This is a genomic window from Pseudothermotoga elfii DSM 9442 = NBRC 107921, assembly GCF_000504085.1.
Classification (GTDB): Bacteria; Thermotogota; Thermotogae; order Thermotogales; family DSM-5069; genus Pseudothermotoga_B; species Pseudothermotoga_B elfii.
Window position 1 is genome coordinate 1,347,783 of the sequence record NC_022792.1, and the last position, 11,445, is coordinate 1,359,227.

Annotated in this window: 13 protein-coding genes, 1 tRNA gene and 1 riboswitch; of the genes, 3 read left to right on the top strand and 11 right to left on the bottom strand. The window is 38.8% G+C overall.

Going from position 1 to position 11,445, the window contains the following annotated elements; translation table 11 throughout:
- Positions 1-23: 23 nt before the first annotated feature.
- The gene (locus TEL01S_RS06515; protein ID WP_012003303.1) at positions 24-359 is read right to left on the bottom strand and encodes a carboxymuconolactone decarboxylase family protein; all 336 of its coding nucleotides are present in this window, start codon (positions 357-359) and stop codon (positions 24-26) included.
- A gap of 77 nt (positions 360-436) precedes the next feature.
- On the opposite strand from TEL01S_RS06515, the gene TEL01S_RS06520 reads away from it, so the two are divergent.
- From TEL01S_RS06520 to TEL01S_RS06530, 3 genes are all read left to right on the top strand, one after another.
- A tRNA-Leu gene (locus TEL01S_RS06520) sits at positions 437-524 on the top strand.
- 140 nt (positions 525-664) lie between these two features.
- On the top strand, positions 665-1,639 hold the full coding sequence (locus TEL01S_RS06525) for an AfsR/SARP family transcriptional regulator (RefSeq protein WP_012003304.1): 975 nt from the start codon (positions 665-667) through the stop codon (positions 1,637-1,639).
- A 112-nt stretch (positions 1,640-1,751) separates the two neighbouring features.
- Positions 1,752-2,078 (top strand): hypothetical protein, encoded by a 327-nt coding sequence (locus TEL01S_RS06530; RefSeq protein WP_012003305.1) that lies wholly within the window; start codon positions 1,752-1,754, stop codon positions 2,076-2,078.
- Here TEL01S_RS06530 and TEL01S_RS06535 read toward each other — a convergent pair.
- The 10 genes from TEL01S_RS06535 to TEL01S_RS06580 all read right to left on the bottom strand — a co-directional run bounded on the left by TEL01S_RS06535 (position 2,067) and on the right by TEL01S_RS06580 (position 11,425).
- Positions 2,067-3,455, bottom strand: coding sequence for an MATE family efflux transporter (locus TEL01S_RS06535; protein WP_028843959.1), 1,389 nt, complete (start codon positions 3,453-3,455; stop codon positions 2,067-2,069). The two genes, TEL01S_RS06530 and TEL01S_RS06535, sit on opposite strands and share 12 nt — an antisense overlap.
- A gap of 78 nt (positions 3,456-3,533) precedes the next feature.
- Positions 3,534-4,310 carry an ABC transporter ATP-binding protein gene (locus tag TEL01S_RS06540; protein WP_028843958.1) on the bottom strand — a complete coding sequence of 259 codons (777 nt, stop codon included), beginning with the start codon at positions 4,308-4,310 and terminating at the stop codon, positions 3,534-3,536.
- Positions 4,303-5,289, bottom strand: coding sequence for a FecCD family ABC transporter permease (locus TEL01S_RS06545; protein WP_012003308.1), 987 nt, complete (start codon positions 5,287-5,289; stop codon positions 4,303-4,305). The genes TEL01S_RS06540 and TEL01S_RS06545 overlap by 8 nt, the downstream gene beginning before the upstream one ends.
- A gap of 2 nt (positions 5,290-5,291) precedes the next feature.
- Positions 5,292-6,185, bottom strand: a complete 894-nt coding sequence (locus TEL01S_RS06550) for an ABC transporter substrate-binding protein (RefSeq protein ID WP_012003309.1) — start codon at positions 6,183-6,185, stop codon at positions 5,292-5,294.
- A gap of 56 nt (positions 6,186-6,241) precedes the next feature.
- Positions 6,242-6,418: riboswitch (cobalamin riboswitch) on the bottom strand.
- Positions 6,417-7,658, bottom strand: coding sequence for a hypothetical protein (locus TEL01S_RS06555; RefSeq protein WP_028843956.1), 1,242 nt, complete (start codon positions 7,656-7,658; stop codon positions 6,417-6,419). (Overlaps the previous riboswitch by 2 nt.)
- Positions 7,655-8,737, bottom strand: a complete 1,083-nt coding sequence (locus tag TEL01S_RS06560; protein ID WP_028843955.1) for a DUF362 domain-containing protein — start codon at positions 8,735-8,737, stop codon at positions 7,655-7,657. The genes TEL01S_RS06555 and TEL01S_RS06560 overlap by 4 nt, the downstream gene beginning before the upstream one ends.
- Positions 8,738-8,746: 9 nt before the next feature.
- On the bottom strand, positions 8,747-9,091 hold the full coding sequence (locus tag TEL01S_RS06565) for a DMT family transporter (protein WP_012003312.1): 345 nt from the start codon (positions 9,089-9,091) through the stop codon (positions 8,747-8,749).
- Positions 9,092-9,958, bottom strand: a complete 867-nt coding sequence (locus TEL01S_RS06570) for a decaprenyl-phosphate phosphoribosyltransferase (RefSeq protein WP_038051592.1) — start codon at positions 9,956-9,958, stop codon at positions 9,092-9,094.
- A 91-nt stretch (positions 9,959-10,049) separates the two neighbouring features.
- The gene (locus TEL01S_RS06575) at positions 10,050-11,153 is read right to left on the bottom strand and encodes an ABC transporter ATP-binding protein (protein ID WP_028843953.1); all 1,104 of its coding nucleotides are present in this window, start codon (positions 11,151-11,153) and stop codon (positions 10,050-10,052) included.
- A gap of 2 nt (positions 11,154-11,155) precedes the next feature.
- Positions 11,156-11,425: a type II toxin-antitoxin system prevent-host-death family antitoxin gene (locus tag TEL01S_RS06580; protein ID WP_038051591.1), complete on the bottom strand. Its 270-nt coding sequence runs from the start codon at positions 11,423-11,425 to the stop codon at positions 11,156-11,158.
- Positions 11,426-11,445: the final 20 nt, after the last annotated feature.

Genomic DNA, 11,445 nt, shown 5'->3' on the forward strand with positions numbered 1-11,445 from the left:
ACCCCCTTTCGGGGGTTTAAATTTCACGCAAGAAACTCCAGAGCTGCTTGATAAGCCTTCAAGGCATACATCAACGCAGGACCTCCGCCCATGCACACTGCTACTTTGATTGTATCAAGTATATCTTGTTCGTCAGCCCCAGCTTTAACGGCAGCTTCAGCGTGCCAGACAATGCACGGCTCGCACCTTACTGCGATAGCTATACCCAAAGAAATTAACTCCTTGGTTTTTGTATCCAGCTTTTTTGGACTTTCCGCCGTGTGAACATATTTGGTAAACTCACCTAACTCTGGAGCCTTTCCAACGAGGTTCTGAAGCTGGCTCCTAAGTTCTTCAATTTTCTTCTTCATTTCCGCCATTTTATATACCTCCTTTGTTTTCATTATACACTCTATCTTGCTATAAATAAAAATGTATGATAAAATTTTTCATGGCTGCCGAGGTGGCGGAACTGGCAGACGCGACTGACTCAAAATCAGTTGAGGGATGACCTCGTGCGGGTTCAACTCCCGCCCTCGGCACCAGTTTTTTCTTCTTAACTTCCTACGACTTTAATCCTGCAAAATCCAATTCTTCATTAAGATATGTTTTTTCCGTGGTATAATAAAAAAACAATCAAAATAAAATCATATAACAAAATTCAAATTAAGAAGGGAGGGGAAAAATGCAAATTAAGACGCTTGGGGGGTTCTCTATAATCTCAGAACGCGAAAGAATAAATCTTTCCAAAATTAGATCTCGCAAAGCAAGGGATCTCTTGAAATATTTAGTTGCATTTCGCCGTAAACCGATCCACATAGAAATTCTATGCGATCTTTTCTGGCGGGATATGGATCAAAAATACGCGAGGATAAACTTGCAGAGTACTATTTACATGCTTAGATCTATTGTCGGCAAAAATAAAATAGTGTTCCATGATAACACCTATTGTTTTGATCCAAAAAATGAAATAGTTGTAGATGCTGACGAATTTGAAAAATTTATTCAAATGGCATTGAATTCAAAAGATCTTTCTGAACGAAAAACTCTGCTTGAGAAAGCTTTGGACCTCTACAAAGGGGATTTCATGGCGGAAAATTTGTACGAAGATTGGACACTCCAATTCAGAGAGCACTACAGAGATCTTTTTGTCAAAGGTTTGTTAGAGCTGGGGAAAATATATCTTGAGGAAGGACATCCACATAATGTGATAGAATTGTCTAAATCTGCTCTGATTCAAGATCCATTGAACGAAGAAGCTGTTCTTCTCTTGATAAAAGCATACATAAAAAACAACAACCTTTCTGACGCTGTGAAAGTTTATAAAGAATTCTCTGCTATCCTCGAAAAAGAACTACAGATAAAACCTTCCAAAGAGCTTACTCAGCTTTATGGGCAAATTGTATCAGGAAACCTGGATAACAAATGGCTAATTGTTGTGGAGGGGACTGATAGCCTCATAAACAAAAACGATCTATTAAACGATCTGAAAAAGGCTGTCAGGGATACTGACGAGATTGTATTTCTTTGTGAAAACAAAGTAGGGATTTTCTTAAAAGGTATTCCAAAGGCGGCTGCAAAAAATATCTACGGAAGAATTACAAATATTCTCGATAAATGCTCTGTTCAGACAAGAATATCATTTCGAGAAGCTCGGTGAGCGTTCAAATTTCACTGAATTTTTAATGTTTATTAAATGAATTTTCAGAGATGGGTGTCACAATTGTACTTGTGTTTATATACTCTCAATTTATCTTCAGGTGGGGATTGATGTGGCTTACAAATTCAGGTGTCTCAAGTGTGGTGAAATAACTTATTCTGCAGCTTCCCTGGAGTATCAGAAAAACAAAAATTGCCATAGATGTGGAGGAAAGATTATACAGATCTATCCACCTATGAAACTTGGAGAGATCTTACTTCAACTCGATGCAATTACCCAGGAAGAGCTGGAGCAGGCGCTCGCAATTCAAAGAAGAATGCTTACAAGGGCAGCTATTGGTAAAATCCTCCTGCGTTTACAGCTTGTAGGTCAGTCAGATCTCGAAAATGCTCTGAAAATACAGAGAGAAATGATGAGCGGCCACAGTTTACAGGGTTAATTTTTTCTCATTATGAAATGATCTTTTAATTTCTTTTACTATAGCCCTCCCCCAGCTAAAAGTTATAATTGCAGAAGTAGCATTCCCGAGAACTATCCCCCACCATACACCGTTCAATCCTGTTTGAAGAAAGAATACAAAAAACCACGAAAAAACCAGTTGCATAACGATCGTTCTCATTACTGTCACCAGTAAGCTTTTACCTCCGTGCCCTATTCCTTGAAACATCGATGATGTGAACATGCCAAATGGAACTCCGGGAAGAAATAGACTCATTATTCTCAAAGAAACGACAAGATCACCGTACAAAGCCGATCCATCATCAGAATATGTAAACACCAGAGCAATATACGGTGCCAATCCAGCAATAGCAAACATAACAAAAAGACCGATGAAAAATCCAAATTTTACGGCGAACAAATGCGCTATATCCAGTTTATTTCCATCTCTTTCACCATAAGCAGCTCCTGTTACAGAAGTTACTGCCATAGCAATACCAATTAACGGGACAGTACCAAAATTTATCACACGCCATCCACTTGTGAAAACCGCCACACCGTAATCTCCACCAGCTCTAATTGCAAATACATTTAAAACAAAGACAGCAACAGACATTGATATTTGCGCAAGCGAGGCTGGTATGCCTATTTTGAGTATATCTCTAAGTATGTGGGAATCATATGAAAAATCTCTGATCTTCAGAGAAACATAAGTACTTTTTTTAAAGAAAAGCCAGTAAGATATCAAAACCGATGAAATAGCTATAGACAAAACCGTGGCATACGCAGCTCCTCCAACACCAAGTTTGAAAACATATATAAACAATGGATCAAGAATTATGTTCAAAACAGAACCTATAGTTATAGCATACATCGCTCTTTTGGCATCTCCTTCTCCTCTAAGGATGCCATTCGCTACGTTGTTGAACATCATCAAAGTTGTTGAGAATAAGAGCACTTTTGCATACTCCAAGCACAGCTGCAATGTTTCGCCACTGGCTCCTATCAACCGAAGAACAGGTTCAACTACAAACAATGAAACAACTGTTGATATAGCCCCTATAATCAAAGAAAGTATTAGAGAAATCATTGCAGCCGCATCTGCTCCAGATTTGTCTTTCTGCCCAATTTTTCTGGCTACAACCGAGCTTGCCCCCACGCCTATCCCCGCTGCCAAGGAAAGAATAACCATAAATATGGGGAAAAATAGTCCAATCGCTGCAAGAGGTTTTGGGCCAAGCCCTGCCACCCACACACCGTCAGCAAGGTTGTAAACAGTCTGAACAAGCATCGCAAGCATCATTGGCAACGACAATTTGATTATTGCTCTCTTGGGATTACCCCTCAAAATCCTTGTGCCTCTGGTTTCTACTTCCACAAATCAGCCTCTCCCTGTGTGCTTTTTGTTTCGATAGATTATACCAAAAAAGTTCTTAGAGCGTACAAAATAGATATATCAGTACACCACAATGAGTTTTCCTGTTTCGGGATTTTTTATTACATGAAATTTGGTATCATAAATCAATTCGAGAGTTTTTTCGGTGATAATTTTTTCGGGCGGGCCATCAAAGAGGATTTTACCACTTTTCATAAATACTATCCTGGTGCACAGTTCAGATGCTATATTCACATCATGAAAAGCGGCAATTATTGTTTTTCCTTCTTTATGAAGATGGGCCAAGACGTTTTTAATTTCTACCACATGCCCCGGGTCCAAGTGTGCTGTTGGTTCATCAAGTAAAATCACGGGTGTATTCTGCGCAAGTATTCTTGCCATCGCAACACGTTTTTGCTCTCCGGTACTGAGGCCATGGAAAGATCTTTCAATAAATCTCTCTGCATCAACTTTTCTCAGAGCTTCCTTCACCGCCTCAAGATCTCTATCTGTCCACGTGGAGAAAAATGTTTTTGCGTATGGCAATCGGCCACTTAAAACAATTTGTTTGACTGTATAATCATAAATAGGTATGAAATCCTGTGTAACAAATCCAACGATTTTTGCAAGCTTTTTTCTTCCTATTTTCAAAGGATTCATCCCGCATACCTTAACCTCACCATCAGAAACAGGAAACAATCCAGCTATTATTCTGAGCATTGTTGTCTTTCCAGATCCATTTGGTCCAAGTAATCCAACAAATTCTCCGTGTTCGACAAAAAGTGTTGTACCATTTAAAACAAGGCCCTGTTTTGAATTGTATCGGAAACTAACCGATTTCAATGCTACATCAACCATTTGAGCCACTCCTTTTGAGTATAGTAAACATAACAGGTGCTCCTACAAATGCAGTTATGACACCTATTGGTAGCTCAGACGGTCTAACAATCGAACGCGCGAAGGCATCACATACGCAAAGAAATATTCCTCCTGTTAAAGCACTGGAGATTATCAGAGTTTTGTGCTCGCTTCCAAAAATCCTTCGTGTCATATGAGGTGTTATCAACCCAACAAAACCAATGACACCCGTTACAGAAACTATGGCTGCAGTGGTGAAGCTTCCCGCGATATAGATTAAAAATTTTACAAATTCAACATTCACCCCAGAAATCTTCGCCTGCGTTTCGCCAAGGGATATAACATTCAATTGTTCAGATAATCCCACAGACAGAAAAATAAACAGAGCTGTTGCCATCAATGGTACAGGTAAATCATCCCAGCCAGTTCCCGACAGAGTACCAAAAAGCCATACATACGCATGTGTTATATTTTTCCTTACAAGCATAAGTAACATTACAGTTGCCGAGCTAAAAAGAATACTTATCAAAACACCACTTAGAATCAAATCCGTTATCGGTGTGGTCCCATTTCTGCGAGAAAGAACTATGGTCATAATAGCAGCAAACAAAGCGAAGACAAAACTGATCAACGGTGTTTTATAGATCAAAGAAATACTGTACGCATCGGCGAGAAAAATTGATAATACTGCTCCAAAAGAAGCGCCGGAGGAGACACCAAGGAGATATGGATCAACCAGTGGGTTTCTGAGTAATCCCTGAAACGCACCTCCAACAGCAGCCAACCCTGCCCCGGCTACTATTGAAAGCAACACTCTCGGAAACCTTATGTTCCAGATGATTTGTTTCCATTCACTATCTGCCGTGAAAAAAGATTTAATTGTTTCACGAAACGGTATATGGACTCCTCCAAACATCGTTGAAACGATTGCAACGAATAAAAGTAGAATTATTGCCGAAAATATTTTAAAAATTTTCAAAATCAGCTACCTCCGTAAAAATCAATATATATTTGCTCAATAAATTCTACAAGTTGAGGAACTGGCATGCTCAAAAGATTTCCATCGTAAACATAGATTCTTTCATTTTTCACCGCTTTTACAGATTTAAAAGGCGAGTAAGACATGATTTTTTCTTTCACCTGATCTTCTGCACCGGGTACATAGTTTGCAACAATAAAAACATCTGGATCCTGTGAAACTATGTACTCTATAGATATAGGCAGGAAACCATTCGGCCCTGTAAAACCAGCGGCAATATTAATTCCACCAGCAAGTGTTATCAAATCATTCAGATATGATCCCTGGCCGCAGGTCCATATTTCTCGAATTTCTGGCCCTGGAGTATCCATGAGGTAAGCAACCTTTACTCGTTTCTCAACCGGTATGCCATAAGCTTTCTTTGCCAGAGAAAGATATTTGTTTTCAAGTTCTTTTGATAGTTTTCTGGCTTTTTCCACTTCACCAAGAACATTTCCAACCAGGATCAGATCATTCAATATTTGCTGAACAGTATTAGCATTTAAAACCACAGCTGTTATGTTCTGTTCTTCAAGCTTTGTAACTTCTGGAAGTTGAAAACCTCCAAAAATCAAAACGATATCTGGCTTTAAGCTGAGGATTTTCTCCACATTCAATGGTACAAGGTCCCCTATTCTCTCGGCTTCAAAATCATCCCAATTTGTGACACCAACTATTTTGTCAGAAAGCCCCAGATATTGCACGAATTTCGTTGCAGATGGGGCTGCGGAAATTATCCTTTCGGGTTTCGATTGAATTGTTACGATTCTCCCAGCATCATCAACAACACTTATTGGGTAGGCTAAAACAAAAGCTACTATGAGCAAAACAAGAATCACACTTAACAGTTTTCTCATAACCTTACCTCCCTGTTTGCAAAATTTTTCACCACTTTCCCGGTTTCGGAGAAAGTGGCGAGCTTAATCGAAGGGCAGGTCTCCCGACTTCCGGATCATCCTACTTCCCACACCTTCCCAGCAATGCCAGTGGTATCTGTGGGTTTCGTCCCCGGTCACGGTGGCGTCCCCGTGCCGGATTTTCACCGGCTTCCCTATTAAACCTTCTTGGTACCCTCCGACGCTTCTTATTCAGTTTTCGTTTGTATTATACAACGAAAATATCCCATTCAACAACAGCGGGAATAGATATGCCACAACAGGCAAGAATAAACGAACTTCTCTTGTTAAAGCTACCAGTGCATTCATCGCAATGAATGGAAGTATCCAGCTCCATGTTTTTTTGTAAAACTCAATTTTTCTTATCTTCTGCACGAAAATCAATGGTAAAGCAAAAAATATCGCAGGGTAAACCCATGCCCAGGGATCAGAAAGGTTATCTTTTATCCTGATCAGTGGTGTGTAGTAAGTAGCATTTGGAAATATCACTTTCGCCAAAAGATAAGTCATCAGAATGGGGAAAATTGTTACGGAAACAATCTTGGGCACTCTGTCCTTATTCCACGGGAAGTTATAAAGACCATAAATAACAGCAATAAAAAAGGCGTGATCTGTTCTTACAAAAGATTGAATTACTACAAGTATGAAGATACTCCACCACGGTTTTCTTTTGTAAATGAGTATTACACCGAGAATAAAAAGCAGCAATGAGACGTGAAATTCCTGCTGGAGAAAATCACCATAACTGAATGCCAAGAATATGGAATAAGCAAACATGGAAAGATAAGAAACAAGCTCATTGCATAAAGTTCTCATCCAAAAATACAATAACAGAAGTACACCAATTGTAGCAAAAAAACGCATAGTGGCATATCCATAAATGACTTTGTTCAAATCGCTCTTATCATCGAAAACCTGAGTGAACTCATATGGTAACTGCTTAATTAATTTGCTCACAAACTCAAAAGGATCTTGAAACCAAGTTTTCCAACCCAAGTTATTTACAATGTTCAACAGAATATTTGTCGTCATTACATTATTGGTAATCTCTAACAATTTTTCTTTGATAAAGCCTCCAACATCGTTTGCAAGTTTATCGCGATCTTCCAGAGAAAGATACGAATCAAGATTCAGTTTATTGTCAAGCACGGCGCTGGGATTGTTGTCAAAACCGGCCCATCTTTTCACAGTAAGATATGGACTGCAATACCAGCGCATTGGTATGTGTTTAAAAAATTTTTCAACGAGCAGATATGGTACAAATCTGTACTGATTTGGAGCAGGTCCTTTACCTTCTACATACATGTTATGTGAATAATAAAAGAAAAAACGCCCCCCTAAACTGAAAACATTTTCAACTAACCAAAACCCTATCGATGTTACAAAGTAGGCAAGCACTAAAGCAGTTAGTATTAAGACGATGATTTTTCTCATCCATAACTCTCCCACAATCTTCCCCATGGGCTTGTTTTCTTCCATTCCTCAAAGACTTTTTTGCCTTTGAAATTCCACCAGAATTTATCATGGTAAATTTCTGAAGCCAGAACAAAGATGTAAACCAAAGGTGTTCTGAAAAACAGTTTTTGCAATCTCTTCAAAGGACCAAACCACAAGAGGTCGCCAACTCTACTTGCAAGATTATCTCCTACTGCGAATTTATATTTCAAATTCGAAATATCATACCCTACAATCTCTATATTTTCGAGCTTTCCATTCCCTAAACCTTCCTCGTCGGCTATTCTTATATAATCAATTTGCATAGGATCAAATCCCATGATCTTTGCTGCAACAGCGTCTATAGCAACCTGATCAGAACTCGCCAGAATCAAATCTGTTCTGACAGGTTTCAATGTTCTTGGCCCAGGGCCATTGCCCGCTGTTGTTCCGTCCATAACGGCAAAAATACCGCTGTGGATTTCTTTTTGAATCTTGAGCAAGTCAACAAGCGTCTCATGTATCCAGCTATGTGCATAGTGCCTTTTTGTGTTTAAAAGCCCACCAAAGGCATTTTTCATCGCACCGGTTGTTGTAGTATATATGTGGCATTTCATAGTTGGTAGATGAATTATATTTTTTCCAAAAAAATAATCGGGTAATCTGATTCCCTCTGGAAATATCTTATCAAGTGCTCTCAGTTGTGATTTTGGCTTGTAATCAATCCACTTCATATCTCTTTCCTCGAAGTTGTATAAAACAGGGATTTTGTACTTTGAGTAAACGATATCAAATTTATTGAGTTTTTCTCCATGTTTTGGCCGGGTGACAACAGTTTTGTTCTCAACCGCCACAATCTGCTGAAAACCAAATTTCTTCAACGCCTGTATGGTTCCTTCGAGCTGCCAGGGAGTTGTATTTGCTGAAGGCATAGGAAGATGCCATGAAATATTGTCCTTCAAGATCGTCGTACATTTCTTGTCCAATGTATTTTCTATGTCGGCTATTTTGACTAATTCAATATAGTCGTTCAGTACGGTTTCGGCAGAAGTTTTTAGTACGGCTACTTTCGACTTCATCTGATCACCTCACGTTACGGATACAAGCCATATGCCAGTAGCTATCAGTAAAATGCCGACAATTTTCAGGGAAGATATGTTTTCCTTGAACAGTAGAATTGAAGCAACAGTAACTATTATAAAGCCTGCGCCGGTCATAATAGGGTAAGCTGTACTGAGTTTTGTTTTCGTTAAAGACAAACTGTAAAATACAAAAGACAGGCCAAAGAACAGTAAGCCAAGCCAGATATAAAAGTTTTTAAGACAATGAAAAAAGAATGATGAAAAACTCCCGGTTTCTCGATAAGAAGAAGCGCCAAGTTTTACAAAAATGTTGGCAAGCGAATTTGTCAGTAGAGCTATTAAGAGTTTCATTTAACTACCTCCAAAATACAGAACGATAACTACCGATACAAACCACAAAAAGATTGAAAGAATCATTCCTTTGTCTTTCAAAATTACCTCGGTTGGTTCAGCTTCACCATTTTTCAGGAGCAAGAAAATGTATCTGAAAATCCCATAAACAACGAAAGGAATAGTGTAATAAAGTTTATCTGTGCTGAACTGCTCAACTGTTTTCGAGTCAAGTGTGTAAAGTGAGTACAGAACCATGGCTGCAGTTCCTGTTGAAATCATTACATTACCGAGTAAATTCTCATCATAATACTTCAAAACAAATCTGTGGCCATGATTGTTATATTTTGTTATTTCCCCTCTTCTTTTCCCAAATCCAAGGAAAAGAGCAAGGAAAAACGCACTTGTTACAAGCCAGCCAGATGGCCTGGAATCTATTGAATAACTTCCAGCTATCACTCTCAGCGCAAAGCCAGTAGATATTAACAATACATCCAGTAAAGGAATGCTTTTGCCCTTGAATGTGTAAAAAGTATTCAATAAAAAATAGCAACAAAGGCATATCAAAACATACAAATTCTGCAAAAATCCTATTGAAAGAGAAAGAATAATCAGAATAAACACCAATAATTTTGCTTTTTTTTCATCAAACAGCCCCGAAGCAATAGGCCTATTTTTCTTTGCAGGATGCAATCTGTCAAATGGTGCATCTTTAATATCGTTCATGATGTATACACCGCTTGACAGAAGGCAAAAAGCAGCGAATGTGATAAATGAGTTTGACAGAAAAACGGGGTCAAATATCTTTTTTGCAAAAACGATAGGAATAACTACAAAAAGATTTTTTATCCAGTGTTTTGGCCTTATCAACTTTAGAAGAATTTTCAAAAAAGGACCTCCCGTGTCGTTGGGTGACGATATATTATAGCAAAACAAAGACGGGGAAAACCCCGTCTAATGAATTCAAGCCAATTTTCTTTCAAATTATGGCTTGCTGAGTTTCTTTGTCAAACACGTGGATCGTGTTCATATCAAAAACGAGATCTATTTTTTCACCCTCCTGGGCCTTTGTTCTTGGATCAACTTTCGCGACCAGAGAATCTTCCCCGGCAGTAACATGCAACAAGGTTTCGCTTCCAAGAGGTTCAACAACATCTACTGTACCTTGAATAGTATTTTCTGGCTGAGGAGCCATCGCAAAAAGTTTGTCAAATATATTCTCAGGTCTTATACCAAAAACAACTTCTTTGTCGATCCATTTTTCCAGCGTTTGTTCATGTTCTTTAACAACTTTTACTTTGAAACCGGTCGTTTTAACCCAGATCCCGCCATTTTCAGCTACCAGGGTTGCGTTTATGAAATTCATAGCAGGGCTTCCTATGAACCCGGCCACAAACATGTTCGCCGGCATGTTGTATATCTCGTTTGGAGAACCTATCTGCTGGATTATGCCATCTTTCATAACGACTATTTTGTTTGCCATTGTCATAGCTTCAACCTGATCGTGAGTAACATAAACAATTGTTGCATTAAGCCTGTGATGCAACTTCTTCAATTCGCTTCTCATCTGTACTCTCAGTTTTGCATCAAGGTTTGACAAAGGTTCGTCAAATAAAAAGACTTTTGGATTTCTAACGATTGCCCTTCCAACGGCAACACGCTGTCTTTGACCACCGGAAAGCTGTCTTGGTTTTCTGTCAAGAAGCTGCTCTATACCAAGTATTTTGGCAGCTTCTTTAACTCTTCTTTCAATCTCATCTTTTGGAAATTTCCTGAGCTTCAAACCGAATGCCATGTTTTCATAAACTGTCATATGCGGATAAAGTGCATAATTCTGAAAAACCATAGCGATGTCTCTATCTTTTGGCTCGACATCATTGACAACTTTCCCGTCAATTTTGATAGTTCCGGAAGTGATTTCTTCAAGACCCGCAATCATTCTAAGTGTTGTTGTTTTTCCACATCCTGAAGGACCAAGAAGAACAACAAATTCCTTGTCCTGTACCGTTAAGGTTGCTTCTTTTACTGCCACTACTTTGTTGTCATACACCTTTGTGACTTTCTCGAGATCTACTTGAGCCATTTCTACACCTCCTCAAAATCTTCGTCAAGCATTTTGTCAGAACTAATCTCGGCAAATTTTGATGGATCTCCTACTTCGAGCAGATATAAATCATAGAGATCATCCATTAATTTGGATATCTTCCTGTATCTCTCATAACCGATTAAAGCTGCATACGGCACCCCATTTTTTGTTATAAGAACATCATCTTTTTGAGATTCTTTGACAACTTCGGATAATTTTGCCTTCGCCTGAGCTATGCTGTAAAATTTCTCACTTCTTTTACTGCGCAACTGTAAATCCTCCTGACCAT

Coding starts and splice junctions, on each gene's coding strand:
- TEL01S_RS06515 (WP_012003303.1), bottom strand. CDS start 359: ATGGCGGAAATGAAGAAGAAAATTGAAGAACTTAGGAGCCAGCTTCAG.
- TEL01S_RS06525 (WP_012003304.1), top strand. CDS start 665: ATGCAAATTAAGACGCTTGGGGGGTTCTCTATAATCTCAGAACGCGAA.
- TEL01S_RS06540 (WP_028843958.1), bottom strand. CDS start 4,310: ATGGTTGATGTAGCATTGAAATCGGTTAGTTTCCGATACAATTCAAAA.
- TEL01S_RS06550 (WP_012003309.1), bottom strand. CDS start 6,185: ATGAGAAAACTGTTAAGTGTGATTCTTGTTTTGCTCATAGTAGCTTTT.
- TEL01S_RS06555 (WP_028843956.1), bottom strand. CDS start 7,658: ATGAGAAAAATCATCGTCTTAATACTAACTGCTTTAGTGCTTGCCTAC.
- TEL01S_RS06560 (WP_028843955.1), bottom strand. CDS start 8,737: ATGAAGTCGAAAGTAGCCGTACTAAAAACTTCTGCCGAAACCGTACTG.
- TEL01S_RS06565 (WP_012003312.1), bottom strand. CDS start 9,091: ATGAAACTCTTAATAGCTCTACTGACAAATTCGCTTGCCAACATTTTT.
- TEL01S_RS06575 (WP_028843953.1), bottom strand. CDS start 11,153: ATGGCTCAAGTAGATCTCGAGAAAGTCACAAAGGTGTATGACAACAAA.